Here is a 21,178-nt window from a genome sequence, read left to right as displayed (position 1 = left end):
ACGCTGTTCAGGTCCGGCCTGAAACAGGGGCTGAATGAGTTCCTGAGTGGGCAGGCAAGTCTTGAGGACGTCGTCTATCACCATCCGAGCGGTATCGACTTCATCCCGACCGGCAACCCCCGTCTGCAGCGGCGCGTGCGTTTGACCGACGTGGCCGAGATCATCGATATGGCCCGCGCCAGGGGCCAGATCGTCATCTTCGACAGCGCGCCCGTGCTCGCCTCGGCCGATACGATGCATCTGACGGCGCTCACTGAGCGAACGCTGATGGTCGTGCAATGGGCAAAGACCAGCCGACGGGCCGCCGAATTCTGCCTGCAGCAGCTCAGAAGCGCCCGCAATGCCGACATCGTCGTCGCCATCAACAATGTCAAACCCAAACAGCACGCCAAATATAACTTCCGTGACTCCGAATTGTACGCAAGGTCGTTGATGACCTATCAGAATTTCGAGACATCGCCGATCGCGGCATGGTTCACCCTGCGTTGGCTGCACCCGTATCTGGGGATGCAAAAATGAGGGCCAGACGTTTCGATCACCGCATCACAGGCAAGGCGGGAACCGCCGTTCAAACACCGAAATACCGCCTGTCGATGGCATTCGGCGAGGCATTGCACCTGCATGGGGCGGCATAACGCCCGTCTCTTGCAGCATCGACTTCCCAGAAACAGCGTTAGTATTCGAGTTGGAGAGCGATCATGGATACCGGAATGAGACATGACAGGAAAGTTGCACTGATTACCGGCGTAACAGGTCAGGACGGTGCGTATCTGGCCGAGTTGCTCCTGGACAAGGGCTATATTGTTCACGGCATCAAGCGGCGTTCGTCGTCCTTCAACACCAATCGCATCGAGCATCTCTACGAGGATCCTCATGTCGAGAATCCGCGCTTCATCCTGCACTACGGAGATATGACCGACGCGACAAACCTCATCCGGATCGTCCAGGAAACGCAGCCCGACGAGATCTACAATCTTGCCGCACAAAGCCACGTCCAGGTGTCTTTCGAGACGCCGGAATACACCGCCAACGCGGATGGGACGGGCACTCTGCGGCTGCTTGAAGCTATTCGCCTACTGGGCCTGACCAAGAAGACCCGTTTCTATCAGGCATCCACCTCCGAACTCTACGGCAAAGTTCAGGCGGTCCCGCAGAACGAAACGACGCCTTTCTACCCTCGATCCCCCTACGCGGCTGCCAAGCTCTATGCCTATTGGATCGTCGTGAATTATCGCGAGGCTTATGGCATGCATGCCTCGAACGGCATCCTGTTCAACCATGAAAGCCCGATCCGTGGCGAAACCTTCGTGACCCGCAAGATCACCCGGGCGGCGGCTGCCATCCATCTCGGCCTGCAGGACCGGCTCTATCTCGGCAATCTGGATGCCAAGCGCGATTGGGGACATGCACGAGAATATGTCCGCGGCATGTGGCTGATGCTGCAGCAGGACGAACCGGAGGATTATGTTCTTGCGACCGGCGAAACGCATTCGGTTCGCTCTTTTGTCGAGAAGGCCTTTGCCAGGGTAGGCATGCCGATTGATTGGCGTGGGGAGGGTGCCGAGGAAAAGGGGTACGACAAGATATCCGGCCGCTGCGTGGTGGAGGTCGACCCTGCCTATTTTCGGCCCACTGAAGTCGACCTTCTGCTCGGTGATCCGACAAAGGCGCATACAAAGCTCGGCTGGAAAAACGAGATCAGTCTTGACCAGCTGGTTGCGGAGATGGTTCGCGAGGACCTGAAAGTCATGGCCCGCAATGTTCCCTTGGTCGGTGCGAACAAGGGCCTGGTCCATGCCTGAGGTCATCTACAGCCTTGCCGGAAAAAAAGTCTATGTCGCGGGGCACCGCGGCATGGTGGGCTCTGCGATCGTACGGCGTCTCGCGTCCGAGGGCTGCGAGATCTTGACGGCCCTGCACGCCGAGGTCGATCTGAGGCGGCAGGATCAGGTGGAGGCATGGATGGGGAAAAACCGTCCCGATGCCGTCTTTCTGGCGGCTGCGAAGGTCGGCGGTATTCTCGCCAATGATACCTATCCGGCCGACTTCCTCTACGACAACCTTATCCTCGAGGCGAACGTCATCCACGCCGCTTGTAAAGTTCGCGTCGAAAAGCTGATGTTCCTGGGTTCGTCCTGCATCTACCCGAAGTTCGCCGATCAGCCGATCGTCGAAGAGGCGCTTCTCACCGGGTCGCTCGAACCCACGAATGAATGGTACGCGATCGCCAAAATTGCCGGACTGAAGCTTTGCGCTGCCTACCGAAAACAGCATGGCAAGGATTTCATCTCGGCCATGCCCACCAATCTCTATGGGCCAGGCGACAATTTTGACCTCGATTCAAGCCATGTCATGCCGGCGCTGATACGCAAAGCGCATGAGGCCAAGCTCAACGGCGAGCAGGAAATACGCATCTGGGGCACGGGAACGCCGCTGCGCGAGTTCCTGCATGTCGATGATTGCGCCGACGCCTGCGTCCATCTCATGAAGACCTATTCCGCCGAAAGTCATGTGAATGTCGGCTCAGGCGAAGACATCAGCATCCTGGAATTGGCAGGGCTTGTCGCAGAGGTCGTCGGATTCGAAGGCGAGATCACGCGGGACCTCACCAAACCGGACGGCACGCCACGCAAGCTCATGAGCGCCGACAAGCTCCGCGCGCTCGGCTGGTCACCGAAGATAGGCCTGAAGGAGGGCATTGCAGACGCCTACCAGTCCTTCCTGAAGGGGAATTATCTCGAACGCCACAACGAGGCTGCAGAGTGAGCGCAGCTCAGTTGTCGTCACAGTAATCGCGTTATCTGACGCGCCTGATCGTCAGCGTATCAAGGTCACGGGCCGCTTGAGTTTTCGCTTCGCCTTGCTTGCCGAAGGGGAGCCTCGGCTCGCAACGCTTCCGTTGCCCTGTCGCGGTCAACCGGACGGCCGAACAGATATCCCTGCACATAGGGGCATCCGAGGCGCCGCAGACGTTCTGCCTGATCTTCCGTTTCCACACCTTCGGCCACAATCCGTGTACCAAGACCGATCGACATGTCGAGAAGGGCTTTGACGATGACGGTGCCGGGTCCGTCGGACATCCGGTCAATGAAGGTCTTGTCAATCTTGATGATGTCGACGGGGAAATTCAGCAGATGCGTGAGCGAGGCATACCCCGTGCCGAAATCATCGAGCGCCACAAGCAGCCCTTCCCGTCGAAGCTCCTCGATCGCTTTTGCGACCTTCCCGTCTTTTTCGTCCATATAGACCGTTTCGGTGACCTCGAGCACGACATGCTTGAGGGGCGTGCGGTGGCGGGCAAAAACGCTTTTGATCCGCTCGCAGAGATTTCCCTGATTGAAATCCGCCATCGATACGTTGACGCTGACATATTGAAACGAGAGCCCGAGATCGAGCCAGTATCGGATGTCGCGGGCGACCTGCTCCAGCATCCGGTCTGTCAGGAGATAGCCCACCGACGGATCCTGGAGCGCCTCGGCAAACGCGCCGGGTGAAAGGATCTGGCCACCGTCCGTACGAATGCGGCACAAAGCCTCAAGGCCAATGATTTCCTGCGTTGGAAGGCTGACAATCGGTTGGTAATGCGCCTCTATCCGATCTTCGGCCAAGGCGCTCGTCACTGTCTGCAGCGCCCGAAACCGGTTTGCGATCGCCCCGGCAAGATCGTCGCTGTAAAGCACAAAACCGCCTCTGGCTGTCTGCTTGGCATGGTGGAGTGCGAGATTTGCATGTTGCAGAAAGGTCGGAACGTCGGGTGGCCCGGACGGTTCGAAGGTTGCGCCCCCGCACGTGACCGAGACCGGCAGGAGATGTTCGTCGCGCTGCGGCGTCCGGTTCTCCATAGCACGTAGAATTTCTGCCGAAACCGCGGATAGGTCCGTTGCGGAACGATTTTCGATCAATACTGCGAACTCATCGGCATCCACCCTGAAGATCGCCGCCGGCGCCGCGATCCGTGCAACCGTTTGACCGACCTCCAGGATCAATCTGTCGCCGGTCGCATGCCCGAAGGCGTCGTTGACCCGGCCGAGATGATCGATATCGACGAGCAGAACCGAAAGAGGCGCGGAGGCACGGTCGACCGCGGCCTCCAGCGTCTTCAAAAAGTTGGCACGGTTGCCGAAGCCGGTGAGATTGTCGAAAAAGGCGAGCCTTTGATTATCGGCTTTCACCTCCTCGCGCTCGAGCACCAGCGAGCAAAGGTCGAGGCACTCGGCGACGATCATGCGTTCTTCGGGCGTGGGGCCACGATTGTCCTTGTAGTAAAATCCGAACGCGCCGAGCACGCGTCCGTCGCTGCGCAGTATGGGGCTCGACCAACAGGCCTTGACGCCATGTTCTTTCGCAAGGATGTCGGCAAGCGGCCGATAGGGGATCCAGAGCGGGTCTGCAAAGATATCGGTGACGGCGATCGGCCTGCGGAAATGGGCAGCCGTGCCGCATGAGCCAACATCAGGCCCAATCGGTATTCCGTCGAGCGCATCCGAATAGGTTTTGGCGATCGTTGGCCCCGCCAAAGGATGCAGGAGCCCTTCGCGGTCAACGGTCACGATTGAGCAAATGACGCCGGCTGCAAGCCGTTCAGCATGCTCGCAAATACGATCGCAGGCGTCTTCGAGGGAAGACCCTCGTGCCAGCATATCCAAGATTTCCTGCTGAAGCTGTCCTCGCATGCCCGGCCTCGTCATGTTGCCTTTCGCTCGAATGGCCTCGAAACCCGTTCGACCGGCTACGATCAAAAACTAGCAGGTACTATGTTACGGGTTCGGAAATTTATCGACTACAATTCGAAGCCCCAGATTTACGGTACGTTCTCGCCTTATGGGCGGTCGCGGCTGCAAGTTACAACGACGGCGAAGTGATTGGCGGGATAGGTTAGACGCGTTTAGCCCTGAAGAATGTGTTGTCGCACCAGTTCCTTCAGGCGCTCCGTATCGGCAGCTTCGATTGCATCGACCATCAGGTGGTGCTCTCGGCCCGACTGTTCCACACGGGCGCGCGTGCGCCACTGTGAGACCGGCGCCGATGAGGTCCGCTGGCGAATTTCCGTGATGAGGTCGACCAGTTCCTGATTGCCGCCGAGGATCAGCAACTGGCGATGAAAGGCGAGATTTGCTTCATAGAGTTCCAGCATCGTGCCATTCAGCACCATGAAGTCGAACTGCTCTGCCAGTCCGCGCAGATTGGTGATGTCTGCCGGCGACGCGTTTTGAATTATCGTTCCGACGATGGCCGTTTCCAGGATGATGCGGATCTCGCTGACTTCCCGCGCGCGCCGACCGTCCGGCTCATAGACATGGTAGCCGCGGTTCGGCACATGTTCGACAAGCCTCTTCTGGGCGAGGCGATCGAGAGCCCGGCGCACTTCAGGCCGCGTGCAACTGTAACGTCGCTCGAGATCGATCTGCTTCAGCCACGTTCCGGGCAGAAGCACACCAGCCAGGATATCCTGAAGCACGAGGTCTGTCACGTCGCGCCCGGCAGACGTCCCCTGCTCCGAATCCATCATGACATCCGCCATTCGAACTTCCCCTGACTTTCTTCATCGATATCACGGGCTGAGGCATGTCCGTAAGGCAGCCGAAACAGTTTGCCGTGATGAAAATTTATTCGTGCACATGGATTGCGCATAAATTTTTTGTATCCTAAATTGGCGCCAATTTTGGATACTATGCAAAATGAAACTGTTTTGGAAGTCATGAAAAACTCTGTTGCCGTGTGGGACATCGTCGAAGCCAAGCGCGAAGCCTTTTTTGCGCTCAGCGACCGGATCTGGGATATGCCAGAGACGAATTACGAGGAGTATCGCTCCGCTGAGGAGCACGCGCGCCAGCTGGAAGCGGAAGGATTTCGTGTCGAGCGTGGCGTCGCGGGACTGCCGACGGCTGTCATGGGCGAAGCCGGCGAAGGGGGCCCTATTATCGCGATTCTCGGAGAATTCGATGCGCTGCCGGGGCTTAGCCAGGAGGCCGGTCTCGCTGAAAAGCGTGAGGCGACGGCAAATGGCAATGGCCATGGATGCGGCCACAACTTGCTCGGCGCCGGTTCGATGCTTGCAGCAGCCGCGGTGAAGGATTTCCTCGCGGCAAACGGCCTCAAGGGTCGCGTGCGCTATTACGGCTGTCCGGCAGAAGAAGGCGGGTCCTCCAAGGGCTTCATGGTTCGCGCGGGTGTCTTCGATGACGTCGACATTGCCATTTGCTGGCACCCGGCTGCCTTTGCCGGCGTCAATAACCCGGTTTCGCTTGCCTGTAACGAACTCAACTTCCACTTCACCGGCCGCTCCTCGCATGCCTCGGCAACGCCTCATCTCGGCCGCAGCGCACTCGATGCCGTTGAGCTGATGAATGTCGGCGTCAATTATATGCGCGAGCATATGCCCTCGACGGCGCGTATCCATTATGCCGTGACCGATACCGGCGGGTCGGCCCCGAATGTGGTGCAGGCCCGTGCGACGGTGCGCTATCTCATCCGCGCCCGGAACCTGCCTGAACTCCTGTCGCTCGTCGCCCGCGTCAAGAAGGTCGCGGAGGGCGCAGCCCTCATGACCGAGACGTCGGTCCGCAGCGAAGTGATCAGTGGTGACGCCAATCTCGTCGGCAACGTTCCGCTCGAAGAACTGATGTTTGCCAACCTCGAACGCCTCGGCCCGCCCGTCTTCGATGAAGACGACCGCGCCACTGCCCGGACATTCCAGGCAACCATGAGCGCCGAGGACATCGCCTCTTCCTACGCGCGCTTCGGTCTTAAGCCGAAGAAGGACCAGCCGCTTTGCGAGGAAATCTTCCCGCTCTATGCCGGCGACAGCACAATCGTCGGCTCGACCGATGTGGGGAGCGTCAGCTGGGTCGTACCAACGGTACAGATGCGCGGCGCGACCTATGCGATCGGCACGCCCGGTCACTCCTGGCAGCTGGTTGCTCAGGGCAAGCTTCCGGCAGCCCATAAAGGCACGGAACACGCGGCAAAGGTTATGGCCAGCACCGCCATCGACCTGATCCGCAATCCGGCACTCATCGAGGCGGCCAAGGCGGACCTGAGGGGCCGCCTCGATGGGACGCCATTCGTCAATCCGATTCCCGATGACGTTCAGCCGCTGCTGCCGGAGAAGCAGACACCATGAACCAGCCCGGGATCCTCGAGCTCATAAGCTTCGGCCCCGATGGTTGGGGCAAGGCGCTGCTGGCCGGCGCGTGGATGACGATTCTGGTTGCGATTTCCGGTTATGCGATCGGCGCCCTCATCGGCACTTTCGGCGCCTGGGCGAAGATATCGGGCGGGCGCGGCCTCAGGATCGCCGCAGACGCCTATACGACGATCCTTCGGGGCATACCGGATCTCTTGGTCATCTACCTCTTCTATTTCGGCGGCAGCGCCGCCGTCACTGCTCTAGGCCGGCTGTTCGGCGCTGAAGGCTTCCTCGGCTTTCCGGGTTTCCTCGCGGGATCTCTTGCTGTCGGCGTCACCTCAGGTGCGCAATTTACCGAAGTTTTCCGTGGGGCGTTCAAGGCCGTCCATCCCGGTGAGATCGAAGCTGCCATTGCCTGCGGCATGGGCCGAGCGTTGCGGTTCCGCCGTATCGTCGCGCCGCTGACGCTTCGCCACGCGCTGCCGGGCCTTGGCAACGTCTGGCAGGTCGTTCTGAAAGAGTCCGCGCTCGTGTCCATCACCGGCGTCGCCGAACTGCTTCGCCAGACACAGGTAGCGGCAGGCTCGACCGGTCTCCCCTTCGATTTCTATGTTGTCGCGGGGGCGATCTATCTTATTATTTCAACCGGTTCCGGACTTTTCCTAAGGCGGGCCGAGAAGCACTTCTCTCGCGGCGTGAGGAGAGGCTGATGGATTGGCAATTTCTCGGCGAAACCTTCGTCAGTCTCGTTTCCGCCATTCCGCTGACGCTTCAACTTGCGGCGACCTCGATCGCGCTCGGTGCCATCCTGGCGCTGGCGATCGCACTGTGCCGGCTCTCCGGCATCATGGTGCTCGAATGGTTTGCGCGCGCCTATGTCTTCGTCTTCCGCGGAACGCCGCTGCTCGTGCAGATCTTCCTGATCTATTACGGGCTCGGCCAGTTTCCCGAGGTCAGGCACAGCATCTTCTGGCCGTTCCTGCGTGAACCCTATTGGTGCGCCGTGCTTGCGCTGACCATGAATACGGCCGCCTACGCCAGCGAGATCATTCGCGGCGGACTTCAGTCTGTGCCATTCGGCCAGATCGAGGCGGCGCGCGCCTGCGGCATGCCCCGGCTTATGCAGTTCCGTCGCATCGTTCTGCCGCTTGCAATCCGGCAGGCGCTACCGGCTTATAGCAACGAGATGATCGCCATGGTGAAGGCAACGTCGCTCGCCTCGATCATCACCCTGATGGAGGTGACAGGCGTCGCCGCCAGGACCATTTCCGAGACTTACCGGGCAATCGAAGTCTTCATCGTTGCAGGCGCCATCTACCTGGCGATCAACTTCGTGCTGACGCGTCTCGTAAACCTTGTCGAATATTGGCTAAGCCCGCATTTGCGCCAGCCTGTTCCCCACCATCTGGCGGCCGCGGCCGCCCCCGCATCCGCACTCGAAGGAGACGCCCGATGACTGCGGCGAATGCCCCTCTTTCTCCGATCGCGCTCAGCGTGAAGGATCTGCACAAGAGCTTCGGGCCTATGGAGGTCCTGAAAGGCATCTCGCTTGATGCACATGAAGGCGATGTCGTCTCGATCCTTGGCTCCTCCGGTTCGGGAAAGTCTACCTTTCTGCGCTGCATCAACCTTCTGGAGATGCCGAATTCCGGCGAGGTGACCGTCGCAGGCGAGACGATCCGCATGGTGGCCGACCACAAAGGCGGCAGTCGGCCAGCGGAACGCAGGCAGGTCGACCGTATCCGCTCGCAGCTCGGCATGGTCTTCCAGAGTTTCAATCTCTGGTCTCACAAGACGGTGCTCGAGAACGTGATCGAGGCGCCGGTGCATGTCCTCGGCCGCTCGAAGGCGGAATGCATCGAGGAAGCAGAGGCGCTACTTGCCAAGGTCGGCATTGCCGAGAAGCGGAATTTCTACCCCTCGCATCTTTCCGGTGGCCAGCAGCAGCGCGCGGCGATCGCACGCGCGCTTGCCATGCGGCCGAAGGTGATGCTGTTCGACGAGCCGACGTCGGCGCTCGATCCGGAGCTCGTCGGCGAAGTACTACGCGTCATGCGCGCGCTCGCCGAGGAAGGTCGCACCATGCTGGTCGTCACCCACGAAATGGGCTTTGCCCGAGATGTCTCCAGCCGGGTCGTCTTCCTGCATCAGGGCGTCGTCGAAGAGGACGGCAAGCCGCAGGAGGTCTTCGCTAATTCCCGGTCGGACCGTTTCCGCCAGTTCATCAGCAAATAGTTTCTCAGCCCAAACAAAGAAAAGGGGAGCAAAAACATGACGTTCTTTTCACGGGTTCTGACGGCGACATCAGCCGCAGCCATCATCGCGACGGCCGGCATCGCGCATGCCGAAGACAAGAAGTGGACGACGGTGACGATCGCCACCGAAGGCGCCTTCAAGCCCTATAACTTCACCAAGCCGGATGGTTCGCTCGATGGTTACGAGATCGAGCTGACCAAATATCTCTGCGACCACATGAAGGTCGAGTGCAAGATCGTCGTCCAGAATTTCGATGGCATGATCCCGGCGCTGAACGCCGGCAAGTTCGACGCCATCATCTCCGGCATGTCGGCGACGGCCAAGCGCGAAGAGGTTATCGCCTTCAGCGATTCCTACGGCTCCACCGGCCAGGCCTTTGCGACCTCGAAGACGGGCGATCTCGCAAACCTGCCTGAAAAGGGCCAGGTCTTCTCACTCGCCAGCGATGAAGCGGGCGCTGCTGCCGAGATCGAAAAGATCAAGCCGGCGCTCCAGGGCAAGACGATCGGCGTTCAGACGGCCTCAACCGCAGCGACCTTCGTTGACAAATATCTGAAGGGTATCGTCGATGTCAGAGAATACAAGACGACGGAAGAGCATGATCTCGATCTCAAGGCCGGTCGTGTCGATATCGTCATGGCGTCCATGGCCTATCTGACCACGGCTTCCGAGAAGCCAGGCAACGAGGACATGACGACCACCGGCCCGCGCTTCCAGGGCGGCTTCCTCGGCCGCGGCAGCTCCGTTGGCCTGCGCAAGAGCGACACCGAGTTGAAGGCCATGTTCAACGACGCAATTGCCGCCGCAAAGGCGGATGGCACGATCAAAACGCTGTCGGAAAAGTGGTTCGGCTTCGACGTCACGCCGAAGTGAGTAAATTTGCGATTGATACCCGGCGAGTGAAAGTCGCCGGGTATCGCCATTTGGCCGGCCATCAGCGCCTGCGCGTAGCGTTCCGCCGATCTCCTTGATGGCAGAGACGTCGGACCAGCCATAGCGCTCAACATTCCGTCGCGGAATATTCAATGGATAGACCCTTGCAGCGCTCGTAAAGCGGCGCCTATACCGCTATTCGTGTGGCTGCGAGTATTGCGATCGACAAGCCCGATATTGGGACCGAACCCATTGCGAAGGAGTAAGCTATGGCCAATCTTCCCGATATGACGAAACACCGCGGCTTCCCATCGGGCATGCCGGGGAGCGGCATTCAGTTCACCATCCGGCGGGCCAATCCCAGGGGCGTGACGCCGATCAAGGCCCTGCCCCGCCGCGCCCGACCCGGCACGGCAGAGCACGGGGTCGATGCAGCCTTCCTGCATGCGCTCTGGCATCATTTCGGGGCAGAGCCCTTCGAGCGTGGCAATCTGGACGCGGCTCGGCTCAACCTGCTCTTTGGACGAGAAGTGGTGGCTGTGGACAAGGATTTCGATCCGATGTCCTATGAGGCGATGCTGGTCATCGACGAAAAGGTAGCACGTCAGAATTTCCCGGAATCGTTTGAAGATGTCATGGAAATTTGATGAGAGCGCTGGCGATGGGCACTGAGCGTTGGGTCCACGGCCATCATCATCGGAAAGCCGAGCACGTAGCGATTGCCCATGTTGTTGTCTCAATCAGAGCTGCCAATAGATCCCTTATGGCGCGAAGCTTCGTGGGTTTCCAAGAATGAAATCGTAAACCGGTTCGGGCTGTCCCAGCCCGGTCGTCCGCAAAACCGGCGGAACGCTTGCTGATGCTTCTGCTCTGTCAGCAAGCATCGCCGGCGACATTCCGAGTGCCTGCGAAAAGGCCTCATGCGGGACTTTCGATAGTTGACGAAACAGCCCGGCGGCGCGGCCTGCATGACGCATGGCCGGTGCGCGCTTGCCTTCGCGGATCTTCACGCCGGCAGCAGAGAGCAGGATCAAGCCCTTAAGCAGGGTGCGCAGCGCACTGCCTCTCGCCGCGACCTGCCAGATCCCTTCCCAGGCCTCATGGGCTTCCCAGTAATAGCCATGGTTGAAAAGGTCAGAGCCCCACGCGAATTCATCGGAATCGAGTGTCGGAAGAATCGGCGCAGGCTCGACCCGGTAACTGTGCCCTGCCGGATCCCTGACGGGATGGGGCATTCGGCCGGGCAAATAGGCGTAGCGCGGAAAGCTTCTCTGCGGCAGTAGACGAGGACGTTGCATAACCTCAACAATCATCATGCCGGTGACCATGATCGCAAGCGAAGCTGTGCGCAAGCCGGCCGGCAAATCGCTTCGTCGCCCGCCATTGGACCGGCTTTCCTTATAAGCGCGGAACGACGTCGCCGACGCACGCCGATCGTCCTACGAAAGGGCCTCGTCTACGGCGATTTGTGCCATCGCAAGTGCTGCTTCGCGGTTTTTCGCCGCCGCGACGAAGAGGCCTTTGTGGCAGAAGGTTGCTCCTGCGACGCCGCAGACGCGCTCGAGTTCCTGGCCGGTCAATCCCGCCCATGATGCAGGCAAATCGGCGCGCAGCTCGAAGCCCTCGTCTGCGCGGCGGATACCGGTCAGGCACCAGTCATTTTCCCGGGGGTGAACGACGAAAAGCAGATGATCGGCCTTCGCCCTTACGATCGCCGCACGAAAAGGCATGCCCATCGGCAGTTCGAGGACGCGCCCCTCGCCTGTTTCGCTGATCGCCTTGAGAACGAGGGCTTCGGCGCGCAGCTTGGCATCCTGCGTCGCGATACCGGCCTCGACGAAGCTTCGCGCGATCGAAAGGGCGGCATGGAACGCCCTGTCATCGGCCTCGGGATCCTTGGCATCGAAAACCGGCTTCAGGGTTTCCAGCAAGGCCGGCAGCGTAAGGCCGGCCAGCTCGCCTGCGATGGAAGGATCAAGTGCACCATTGTCGGTCAGATCGACCGGCAGGACGAACTTGGCATCGAACGAAGCATGCACCGATGAAACATGCGCTTCGGGCACTCCCAGAGCTGGAAGATAATCCGCTCCATAGTGTTTCCAGACCAGGCCGAAGGAACTGTAGGGCCGTCCGTCCCCACGCACGGGCGCGCCACGCTGATGGTGGTCGAAAATACCTGCGGCGGGATCATACTGCCCGCCGACGTCGTAGATGATGCGATCGGTGGCCGGTGTGGTCCATTCGACATTTCGGCTGCGAATGATCCTGGCCTCAGGGAACAGCCGGGTCAGGATGACGCTCGAAAGCAACTCATCGGCGTGGAAGCCGCCGGAATGCGTAACCAGGTATGAAGGGGTCATTGTCAGATGCGTCTCTCGGAACCGGGACTTTGTTGCCCGTCCTGATAGCCTGCGTCGGTCGCGAGCTCAACAGCGGGTGCGGGAAGCGACAGAATTCTTTCGATCCGGATAGCTTGCAGGCATCCCGGACGTGATGCAGCCACAATGCTGCAGTAATACCGTAAACATCCGAGGATATTGTATCCTCGATGATGCAGGCTCCGTTGCCCGATTGCCGACGCGCGCTTGCCACCTTCCCATCAGCGATTTGTAGCAGCCGCAGTGGAGTATTGCTTCTGCGCGTGGATCTCATACAGACCAGATCAGAACGACCCCATCTGCTGGCGGAAACGCCGCCTCGCCGCTCACTAACGCACCTTGCCGCAGTCTCCTAAGACAAGGCATCAGTTGCAAGCTGCGCAGAGCACTCAAGCAATCATTTTCAGACAATCAGGAGCGAACCCGCGCGGTTCGGATCTATCATGAATAATCACCATTTCGCCCACCCCAATAGAAGTGCTACACCATCGAGGCAGCGCCTGCTGGATCGACACAAGCAGTACCTTCAGTTTGCCGAGCTGAAATCTTTAGCCGGCGACCGGATCGGCGCAGAAAATGACTACCAGCATGCCGAACACTTCTTCCGCAGCGCTGCCCAACAGAAAGACGCCGACCGACTATGAACGCAACGATGACGGCCGGCCAAGACGCCGGTACCGAAAAAGCCTGGCTCAAGATTCTCTCGAATTACCGAAAACCCAATACAGGCCGAAGCCTGTACGAACTGGCCGTGACGCTGATCCCGTTTATCCTTCTTTGGGCAGCAGCGTGGGTTGCGATCCACTTCGGCTATTGGCTCGGCTTAATCCTCGTCATCCCTGCCGCCGGATTCCTGCTGCGGCTCTTCATGCTGCAACATGATTGCGGGCACGGCTCGTTCTTCGGACGGCGTCAGTGGGATGACTGGACAGGGCGCGCGATCGGCGTTCTCACGCTCACACCCTACGACTATTGGCGACGCGCGCACGCGGAACACCATGCCTCAGCCGGCAATCTGGATGAGAGGGGGGTCGGCGATATCACCACCCTGACGGTCGAGGAATATCGCTCCCTGACGAGGCGAGGAAAACTCACCTATCGCCTATACCGGCATCCCCTGGTCATGTTCGGCATTGGCCCTGCCTATCTTTTTCTCTTCAAGCAAAGACTGCCATTCGGCATGATGCGCTCCGGGGTGTTGCCCTGGCTTTCGACGATGGCGACCAACGCCGGTATCGCTGCGCTGGCCGTTCTCCTCATCTGGGCCGTCGGCATCGTTCCCTTTCTGCTGATCCATCTGCCAATCGTTCTGCTTGCCGGATCGGCTGGTGTCTGGTTGTTCTATGTTCAGCACCAATTCGAAGATACCCACTGGTCCAAGCCTCCGGAATGGACGTTCCCCTATTCCGCCATGCATGGCGCCTCGCATTATGATCTGCCGCGCCCGCTGCGATGGATCACCGCCAATATCGGCATGCACCATGTCCACCATCTATCGAGCCGAGTGCCGTTTTACCGGTTGCCGGAAGTGCTGCGTGACTATCCGGAGCTGGCGAAGCTTGGGCGCATCAACATTCGTGACAGCCTCAGCTGCGTGAAACTCATCCTCTGGGACGAGACGGCACGACGGCTGATTTCGCTGCGCGAGGCAGAGGCGCGCGCCTAACTGCAGCCCCGGCGCGCGCAGCAATCGGTCAGCTCAGATTTTTCAGATAAAGCGAGAGCAGCTGCGTCTGTGAGGAGATTCCGAGCTTGCGGTAGACGTTGCGGCGGTGAACCTTCACCGTCCCCGTCGAGATGTTGAGCTTCAGGCCGATCGATTCCGACGAATGGCCCTGCAGCACCAGTTCGACGATTGCCGTTTCACGGCCCGTCAGGTTGAGGTCGTGCCAGACAGTATCGGCGCGCGGGCTGCCCTCGCTTTTGCGGCGGCTCCTGCCTCTCGCGGCAAGCTGCGTGTCGAAGCGCGGCGCGAGCCCGGCCCAATACTGTTTCACCATGCTGGCCACGAGCGGCTCGACCTTCTTCAGCGTGGCGAATTCGGCGGGCGGGAAAGCGCCGGTCTTTTCGCGCCGCATTAGCGACAACACGACCGTGATATCGCCACCGACAGGTACGAAGAAGCCGATTTCCTCGGCAAGTCCGGTCTGGACGTAATAGGTGCGATAATATTCGCTGGAAAAGAACCGGTCCGGCGCCAGCTCGCGCATCCTGAAGACGCCCTCCCGCCGTTCGTGTGCGGTATGATAGAAGGGATCAAGCAGGTAAGGACCGGCCTGATAGAGCGTCACGAAAACGACGTGCTCTTCGCGATCGAAGGTGCTGTAGAGATCGATCGGCCGCTCTTTTCCGCGATAGGCGAAGACGACGACATAGTCGAAGCGCACGAGTGCGGCCATCATCTGGCGGAACGTATCGCCGAAGCCCGCATCCGTCATGGCTGACTTGCCGACCGTGGCATTGAAAGCGGCAAACAGCGTCTCCAGGTCGATACTCACTAGCCCTTCCTCTCCGCCGTTCCGCGCAGTTTCGCGCAGCCCGGATATACACCTTCCACGAAACGTTGTGCGCCTAAATACCTCTCTCGGGGTATATACCGTGCAGGAAGCTCAGGCTTACTCTTTCCTTAACGACGGTGGCAATAAGGCAGCGACAGACTGCCATTCCAACCAACCGCAGGGAACAGACGTGGCATCCGCTTCGACGAACGATATCGAATTCCGTTCGGTCACAAAAAACTATGGCGCCGTGACCGCCGTAACGGACATCAACCTTACTGTGCCCAAGGGCGCGTTCCTGGCGCTGCTCGGGCCTTCCGGCTGCGGCAAGACGACCTGCCTGCGCATGATCGGCGGTTTCGAACAGCCGAGCGAAGGCACCGTGCTGATCGACGGGCGTGAGATGAACGGCGTTCCGGCCTATCGCCGACCCGTCAACATGGTCTTCCAGCACTATGCGCTGTTTCCGCATTTCAATGTCGAGCAGAACGTTGCCTATGGGCTGAAGCAGATGCGCCCGAGAATCGGGTCGGCGGAGATCGACCGCCGTGTCGCCGAGGCGCTCGAGATGGTCCGACTTGGTGGCTTTGCCACGCGGCGGATTCATGAAATGTCGGGCGGCCAGCAGCAGCGTGTGGCGCTCGCTCGTGCCATCGTCAATCGCCCCTCCGTGCTGCTGCTCGACGAACCGCTGGCAGCCCTCGACAAGAAGCTGCGCTCGGCGATGCAGATCGAGCTGCAGACCCTGCAGCGCGAACTCGGCATCACCTTCGTCCTCGTCACCCACGACCAGGAAGAGGCGCTTTCGATGGCAGATGTCGTCTGCGTCATGAGTGCCGGGCGCATCCGTCAGCTCGGCAGCCCGCAGGAAGTCTATGACCGCCCGGCCGATCTTTTCGTCGCCGATTTCGTCGGCAAGACCAACCGCATCACTGCCGCGATGGAACCTGATGGTACGACGCTGCGGCTGGCGGACGGGTCGGCGATGGCCTCCGGCAAGCGGTTGGCGCCAGGAGACGTCATCGCTGCGCTGCGCCCCGAGGCGATCCATATGACACGTACGGCGGCGGCGACCGGCACGTCGTTCAAGGGGACAGTGACGCACCGCATCTTCCTCGGTTCATCGGCGGAGTATGCCGTCAGCGTGCCGGGGCTTGGCGACTTCCTGATCACGGCCGATCGCCGCAGCATGAACGAGAGCGATCTCGTGGAGCCGGGCGAGGAGGTTTTCCTCGGCTTCGACCCCGCCGCCATCCATGTCTTTCCAGCATCGAATGCATAAACCAGAACAAGGGAACAGCATCATGAGCAAGGATTATAAGGACAATCTGCCCATTTCCGCCGAAGGTTTCATGGACGAGTTCATGCGCCTGAAGCGCGGTTCCGTCAGCCGCCGCCACTTCCTCGGCATTACCGGCCTCGGTCTTGCGACCGCCGTGCTGTCTCGCTTCCCGGGCGCGCTATCGACGCCCGCCTATTCGGCAGAAGATCTCGGCACGCAGATGTCGATCGCCACATGGCCGAATTACCACGACCCGGCGACCTTCGAGAATTTCAAGGCGACAACCGGCGTTGCCGTCGAGGTCAACGTCTTCGGTTCGAACGAGGAAATGCTCGCCAAACTGCAGGCCGGCGCTTCCGGCTGGTCGCTCTTCGTGCCGACCAACTACACGATCTCGACCCATCACAAGCTCGGCCTGATCGAAGAGCTCGACCTTTCAAAGATCCCGGATTTCAGCCAGGCAAGCGAAAGCCCCCGCTTCACCAAGGAAGGCCAGATCGACGGCAAGACCTATGCCGTGCCGAAGAACTGGGGCACGACCGGCTTCTCCGTCAACACGTCCAAGATCAAGACCAAGCTTTCGAGCTGGAAGGACTTCTTCGAGATCGCCCAGACGGAAGCCGACGGCCGCGCCATGGTGCATGACTACCAGTTGACGACGATCGGCAGCGCGCTTGTTTCGCTCGGCTATGACTTCAATTCGATCAAGGCTGACGAGCTTGCCAAAGCGGAAGAACTGCTGATCAAGGTCAAGCCGCATCTCTTCGCCATCAATTCCGACTATCAGCCGTCGATGCGTTCGACCGATGCATGGCTGACCATGTGCTGGACCAATGACGGCGCGCAGCTCAACCGCGACATGCCGGAGCTTGCCTATATCCTCGGCACCGATGGCGGTGAAATCTGGACTGATTATTACGCGATCCCCAAGGATGCACCGAACAAGGCCGCCGGCTACGCGCTGCTCAACTACCTGATGGACCCGCAGAATGCGGTGAAGGAGCACATTGCCAACGGTGCACCGACCACTGACAGCCGCGTCATTGCGCTGCTGCCGAAGGAGGTCACGTCCAACAAGATCGTCTATCCGGACGAAACAGCCCTTACGCCACTGGAATTCGGCGCCGCTGTCACGCTCACCGATCCGGGTCGCGCTGAACTGATGGCACGTTTCAAGTCGGCCTGACACCACCTCTGAATGCCGGTCTCCCGCGGCTTACTGCGGGAGCCGGTTCAGCTCCTTGATCCGGCGGATGAAGACCAAAGCCATGCCCCTGCCCCACGCCACCAAACGGCGCCTGATCACCGTCGCCCTTGTCGGCCCGGCCAGTATCTGGCTGTTCGTCTTCCTGGTGCTGCCCTTCATCGCCATCATCGTCTTTGCCTTTGGCGAGCGGGCGCCGGAGGGCGGTTATCAGCCAGCCTTCACCTTCGAGCAGTTCGCCAATCTCGGCGCGCGGTCGGCAGCCTTCGTCAATACGCTGATCCTGGCGCCGATCGGAGCGGCTGCCTGCCTCGTCGTCGCCTATCCGGTCGCCTATTATCTCGCGGTCAAGGCAAGCCCGCAGCGCCGGCTGCTGCTCGTCTCGCTTGTCGTCGTTCCCTTCTGGACCAGCCTGCTGGTGCGCACCTATGCCTGGATGTATCTGCTCGGCGCACGTGGCATTCCGCATCTGCTTGAATTCGTCGGCATCGAAAATGTCAGGCTGATCAATACACCCGGCGCTGTGCTGCTCGGCATCGTCTACGGATACCTGCCGCTGATGATCATGCCGATCTATGTCAGCCTCGAGAAGCTGGACCGCCGGCTGCTCGAAGCTTCGGCCGACCTTGGTGCAAAGCCTATCTCGACCTTCTTCGGTATTACCCTGCCCCTGTCGCTTCCGGGCGTGATGACCGGCGTCGCGCTGGTCACCATCCTGCTGCTCGGCGAATATCTGATCCCGCAGCTTCTCGGCGGCGGCAAGGTGTTCTTCATCGGCAATGCGCTCGTCGATCTCTTCCTGCAATCACGCAACTGGCCGTTCGGCTCGGCGATAGCCGTCACGCTCGTCGCCGTCGTCGTCATCGTACTGCTCGTCGCCATGCGCATCGCCTGGCGTGTCGCCGGTACGCGGCAGGTGGATCTCATCTGATGCGCGCGCTCGTCACCTTCGTCTATTTGTTCCTCTACACGCCGATCGCGCTCGTCGTGCTCTTCTCCTTCAATGCGGGCCGCAATGCCAGCGAGTTCACCGGCTTCTCGACGCAATGGTATGGTCGGGCTCTGTCCAATACCTTCCTGATGGAGGCGTTGCGCAACAGCCTGATCATCGCCGTCACCAGTGCGGCACTGGCGGCGATCTTCGGCACTATGGCCGCGATCGGCATGGAACGGCTCGGCACCAGGACCCGGGCGATCTTCGACGGGCTCTTTGCAGCCGCGATCGTGGTACCGGGTGTCGTCATCGGCATTGCAACGCTGGTTGCCCTCGTCGAAGTCTTCGGCTTCATCAATCCTGTTATCGCCGCCCTCTGGCCAGGCGACCAGCCGCCAAAGCTGGCACTCGGCTACGGCTCGATCATTGCTGCGCACGGGCTCTTCACCATGGCGTTGGTGACGATGATCGTGAAGGCGCGCATCGCGAGCCTCGGGCGCGATATCGTCGAGGCCGCCAGCGATCTCTACGCCACACCCTTCACGACCTTTCGGCAGATCGTGCTGCCGCAGATCATGCCGTCGATCCTGGCGGGTTTTCTACTCGCCTTCACCTTTTCCTTCGACGATTTCATCATCGCCTTCTTCGTGGCGGGCTCCAACACGACGCTACCGATCTATGTCTTCGCCTCCATCCGCCGCGGCGTGACGCCGGAAATCAATGCAGTCGCGACGATGGTGCTGATCGCCTCGCTTGCACTCATTCTCATCGCGCGCTTCCTGATGCGCGAAAAGACAACGACAAACTGACCGGGGAAATGCCATGATACTGAGAGATCGCGTTGCAATCGTCACGGGCGCAGGCTCGGGCATCGGACGGGCCGGCGCACAGATCATGGCGCGCGAAGGCGCCCATGTCGTCGTTGCCGATATCAATTTCGCAAATGCCGAAGAAACCGTCGGTCTGATTGTCGAGGCAGGCGGTGGCGCCGAAAGCATGATGGTCGATGTCACGGACGACCCGGCGCTTGAAATCGGCATTGCCGCTGTTGCTGCACGTCACGGCCGGATCGACATTCTGCACAATCACGCGGGCGCGCAGGTGGCCGGCGATCTGGAGCAGGTTGCCATCGAAGGTTTCGACAAGTCCTGGAGCCTGAACGTGCGGGCGCATTTCATGGCCGCGCGTTTCGTCATGCCGATCATGAAAAAGGCAGGCAAAGGCGTAATCCTCAATACGTCCTCATCGTCAGGCGTGCTCTACGACCGCGAAATGATCGCCTATACGACGACCAAACATGCTGTCATCGCCATGACCCGGCAGATGGCGGGCGACTATGCGAAGTTCGGCATCCGCGTGAATGCACTCTGCCCCGGATGGGTCGACACGCCATTCAATGAGCCGTTCATCGCGCAGATGGGCGGGCGCGGCGCCATTGAAGGCTACATCGCCGAGAAGGTGCCGCTCGGCCGCTGGGCGGATGTTTCGGAGATAGCCGAACCGATCCTGTTCCTGGTCTCGGACCGCTCGTCCTACATGACGGGGCAAATCCTCGTCGTCGATGGCGGCGAGACCGTCGTTTAGGCTGACTGGAAGGTCAGTTGCACCTTGCAGGCCAGCGAACGGTCGCCGGCAATGTCGAAGGCTGAAACGGCGTCTTCGAGGGGCATGCTGTGGCTGATGATTGGCCGCACATCGATCTTCCGGCGGGAAATCAGGTCGACGGCGGTTGCGAACTCCTCATGGAAACGCTGCGTTCCGTGGATGTGCAGTTCCTTGCCGACAATGGCGTTGAGAGGCACCGGAACGTCGCCGGTGACGCCGACCTGGACGATGGTGCCGCGCGGCCGGACCGCCGCAATCGCACTCTGGATGGCCGGGGCGGCGGCAGAACATTCGAAGACGAGATCGAAATAGCCTTTTCCTGCCTGGAATTCTGCAAATGACTCTGCATCCCGCACCACGTTGATCGTGCGGCTGGCGCCCATGGCTTTCGCCCGCGCGAGCGCCGCGTCGGCAAGATCCGTAACGACGATTTCGCCAGCGTCATAATGGCTGATAACGGCAACCATTAGAGAGCCGATCGGTCCGGCACCTGTCACCAGGACTTTCTTGCCGGCAATGCCGGGGGCGCGCGATGCGGCGTGCAGGCAGACGGATAGCGGCTCGCTACAGGCCGCTTCCGCAGGCGTTATCGAGGCTCCAACCTCAACGCATTGTTTGGCCGGCACCACCAGCCATTCCCGAAACATGCCCTGCTCATGCGGCAGGCGCATCGCACTGCCCATGAAGCGCATTTCCAGGCAGTGGATAGGCAAGCCGATACGGCAATATTCGCAAGCACCGCAGGGCTGGCTCGGATTGACGGCGACCAGCATTCCGGCCTTCAGGGTGACGCCCTCACCTGCCTGCTCCACGGTTCCAGCGGCCTCGTGCCCGGGTATCATTGGCTCGCGAACCCTGACCGGTCCGAAACCGCCGTCCTGGTAATAATGCAGGTCGGAGCCGCAGATGCCTGCGGCTGCCATCTTCAAAAGCACTTTGCCCGGACCGGGGGCTGCGACCGGATCAGTCTCGATCCTGAGATCGCCCTTTGCATAAAGCCGTGCCAGACGGGTGTGCAT

At 60.2% G+C, this 21,178-nt stretch carries 21 protein-coding genes and 1 pseudogene; 16 read left to right on the top strand and 6 right to left on the bottom strand.

Annotation, left to right across the window (positions count from 1 at the left end; genetic code table 11):
* The 3 genes and pseudogenes from AB4Z13_RS30200 to fcl all read left to right on the top strand — a co-directional run.
* A pseudogene (locus AB4Z13_RS30200) lies at positions 1–519 on the top strand (hypothetical protein); the annotation flags it as partial.
* A 179-nt stretch (positions 520–698) separates the two neighbouring features.
* A complete protein-coding gene (gmd, locus tag AB4Z13_RS30195; protein ID WP_007826842.1) occupies positions 699–1,802 on the top strand; it encodes a GDP-mannose 4,6-dehydratase in 1,104 nt (367 codons plus the stop codon).
* Positions 1,795–2,766 (top strand): GDP-L-fucose synthase, encoded by a 972-nt coding sequence (gene fcl, locus AB4Z13_RS30190; RefSeq protein ID WP_442207571.1) that lies wholly within the window; start codon positions 1,795–1,797, stop codon positions 2,764–2,766. The genes gmd and fcl overlap by 8 nt, the downstream gene beginning before the upstream one ends.
* Positions 2,767–2,831: 65 nt before the next feature.
* Here the strand turns inward: fcl and AB4Z13_RS30185 are convergent, their stop codons facing one another.
* Together AB4Z13_RS30185 and AB4Z13_RS30180 are read right to left on the bottom strand one after the other, a co-directional pair.
* Positions 2,832–4,673 (bottom strand): bifunctional diguanylate cyclase/phosphodiesterase, encoded by a 1,842-nt coding sequence (locus tag AB4Z13_RS30185; protein WP_442207570.1) that lies wholly within the window; start codon positions 4,671–4,673, stop codon positions 2,832–2,834.
* A gap of 212 nt (positions 4,674–4,885) precedes the next feature.
* On the bottom strand, positions 4,886–5,521 hold the full coding sequence (locus AB4Z13_RS30180; protein ID WP_442207569.1) for a GntR family transcriptional regulator: 636 nt from the start codon (positions 5,519–5,521) through the stop codon (positions 4,886–4,888).
* 177 nt (positions 5,522–5,698) lie between these two features.
* On the opposite strand from AB4Z13_RS30180, the gene AB4Z13_RS30175 reads away from it, so the two are divergent.
* The 6 genes from AB4Z13_RS30175 (at position 5,699) to AB4Z13_RS30150 (ending at position 10,905) form a co-directional block, all read left to right on the top strand.
* The gene (locus AB4Z13_RS30175; protein ID WP_442207568.1) at positions 5,699–7,123 is read left to right on the top strand and encodes a M20 family metallopeptidase; all 1,425 of its coding nucleotides are present in this window, start codon (positions 5,699–5,701) and stop codon (positions 7,121–7,123) included.
* The gene (locus tag AB4Z13_RS30170) at positions 7,120–7,839 is read left to right on the top strand and encodes an ABC transporter permease (protein WP_442207567.1); all 720 of its coding nucleotides are present in this window, start codon (positions 7,120–7,122) and stop codon (positions 7,837–7,839) included. Before AB4Z13_RS30175 ends, AB4Z13_RS30170 begins: the two co-directional genes overlap by 4 nt.
* Positions 7,839–8,585: an ABC transporter permease gene (locus AB4Z13_RS30165; RefSeq protein ID WP_442207566.1), complete on the top strand. Its 747-nt coding sequence runs from the start codon at positions 7,839–7,841 to the stop codon at positions 8,583–8,585. Before AB4Z13_RS30170 ends, AB4Z13_RS30165 begins: the two co-directional genes overlap by 1 nt.
* Entirely contained in the window at positions 8,582–9,364 is a 783-nt protein-coding gene (locus tag AB4Z13_RS30160; RefSeq protein ID WP_007826854.1) for an ABC transporter ATP-binding protein, read from the top strand. Before AB4Z13_RS30165 ends, AB4Z13_RS30160 begins: the two co-directional genes overlap by 4 nt.
* A 36-nt stretch (positions 9,365–9,400) precedes the next feature.
* Complete coding sequence (locus AB4Z13_RS30155) at positions 9,401–10,258, top strand: transporter substrate-binding domain-containing protein (protein WP_439018044.1); 858 nt, start codon at positions 9,401–9,403, stop codon at positions 10,256–10,258.
* A 269-nt stretch (positions 10,259–10,527) separates the two neighbouring features.
* On the top strand, positions 10,528–10,905 hold the full coding sequence (locus AB4Z13_RS30150) for a hypothetical protein (protein ID WP_442207565.1): 378 nt from the start codon (positions 10,528–10,530) through the stop codon (positions 10,903–10,905).
* A 114-nt stretch (positions 10,906–11,019) separates the two neighbouring features.
* Here AB4Z13_RS30150 and AB4Z13_RS30145 read toward each other — a convergent pair whose 3' ends face one another.
* Together AB4Z13_RS30145 and AB4Z13_RS30140 are read right to left on the bottom strand one after the other, a co-directional pair.
* On the bottom strand, positions 11,020–11,574 hold the full coding sequence (locus AB4Z13_RS30145; protein ID WP_442207564.1) for a DUF309 domain-containing protein: 555 nt from the start codon (positions 11,572–11,574) through the stop codon (positions 11,020–11,022).
* A gap of 123 nt (positions 11,575–11,697) precedes the next feature.
* The gene (locus AB4Z13_RS30140; RefSeq protein ID WP_442207563.1) at positions 11,698–12,618 is read right to left on the bottom strand and encodes an MYG1 family protein; all 921 of its coding nucleotides are present in this window, start codon (positions 12,616–12,618) and stop codon (positions 11,698–11,700) included.
* A gap of 461 nt (positions 12,619–13,079) precedes the next feature.
* Here AB4Z13_RS30140 and AB4Z13_RS30135 point away from each other — a divergent pair, with 461 nt between their 5' ends.
* Both AB4Z13_RS30135 and AB4Z13_RS30130 read left to right on the top strand, forming a co-directional pair.
* Entirely contained in the window at positions 13,080–13,280 is a 201-nt protein-coding gene (locus tag AB4Z13_RS30135; protein WP_113320331.1) for a DUF4167 domain-containing protein, read from the top strand.
* Positions 13,277–14,302, top strand: a complete 1,026-nt coding sequence (locus AB4Z13_RS30130; RefSeq protein ID WP_442207562.1) for a fatty acid desaturase — start codon at positions 13,277–13,279, stop codon at positions 14,300–14,302. The genes AB4Z13_RS30135 and AB4Z13_RS30130 overlap by 4 nt, the downstream gene beginning before the upstream one ends.
* Before the next feature lie 28 nt (positions 14,303–14,330).
* Here AB4Z13_RS30130 and AB4Z13_RS30125 read toward each other — a convergent pair whose 3' ends face one another.
* Complete coding sequence (locus AB4Z13_RS30125) at positions 14,331–15,134, bottom strand: helix-turn-helix transcriptional regulator (protein WP_442207561.1); 804 nt, start codon at positions 15,132–15,134, stop codon at positions 14,331–14,333.
* 190 nt (positions 15,135–15,324) lie between these two features.
* Between AB4Z13_RS30125 and AB4Z13_RS30120 the strand changes: the two genes are divergently transcribed.
* The 5 genes from AB4Z13_RS30120 to AB4Z13_RS30100 all read left to right on the top strand — a co-directional run bounded on the left by AB4Z13_RS30120 (position 15,325) and on the right by AB4Z13_RS30100 (position 20,138).
* On the top strand, positions 15,325–16,416 hold the full coding sequence (locus AB4Z13_RS30120) for an ABC transporter ATP-binding protein (RefSeq protein ID WP_442207560.1): 1,092 nt from the start codon (positions 15,325–15,327) through the stop codon (positions 16,414–16,416).
* Positions 16,417–16,438: 22 nt separating this feature from the next.
* Positions 16,439–17,602: a polyamine ABC transporter substrate-binding protein gene (locus AB4Z13_RS30115; RefSeq protein WP_442207559.1), complete on the top strand. Its 1,164-nt coding sequence runs from the start codon at positions 16,439–16,441 to the stop codon at positions 17,600–17,602.
* A gap of 82 nt (positions 17,603–17,684) precedes the next feature.
* A complete protein-coding gene (locus tag AB4Z13_RS30110; RefSeq protein WP_442207558.1) occupies positions 17,685–18,551 on the top strand; it encodes an ABC transporter permease in 867 nt (288 codons plus the stop codon).
* Positions 18,551–19,363, top strand: a complete 813-nt coding sequence (locus tag AB4Z13_RS30105; RefSeq protein ID WP_442207557.1) for an ABC transporter permease — start codon at positions 18,551–18,553, stop codon at positions 19,361–19,363. Before AB4Z13_RS30110 ends, AB4Z13_RS30105 begins: the two co-directional genes overlap by 1 nt.
* A 13-nt stretch (positions 19,364–19,376) precedes the next feature.
* A complete protein-coding gene (locus AB4Z13_RS30100) occupies positions 19,377–20,138 on the top strand; it encodes an SDR family NAD(P)-dependent oxidoreductase (protein ID WP_442207556.1) in 762 nt (253 codons plus the stop codon).
* On the opposite strand, the gene AB4Z13_RS30095 is transcribed toward AB4Z13_RS30100, so the two are convergent.
* A complete protein-coding gene (locus AB4Z13_RS30095; RefSeq protein ID WP_442207555.1) occupies positions 20,135–21,178 on the bottom strand; it encodes an L-idonate 5-dehydrogenase in 1,044 nt (347 codons plus the stop codon). The genes AB4Z13_RS30100 and AB4Z13_RS30095 overlap by 4 nt on opposite strands.

The sequence above is a fragment of the Rhizobium sp. YAF28 genome (genome assembly GCF_052113285.1).
Classification (GTDB): domain Bacteria; phylum Pseudomonadota; class Alphaproteobacteria; order Rhizobiales; family Rhizobiaceae; genus Rhizobium.
Note: the sequence above shows the minus strand (reverse complement) of the source record. Positions and strands in the feature narration are given on the sequence as shown.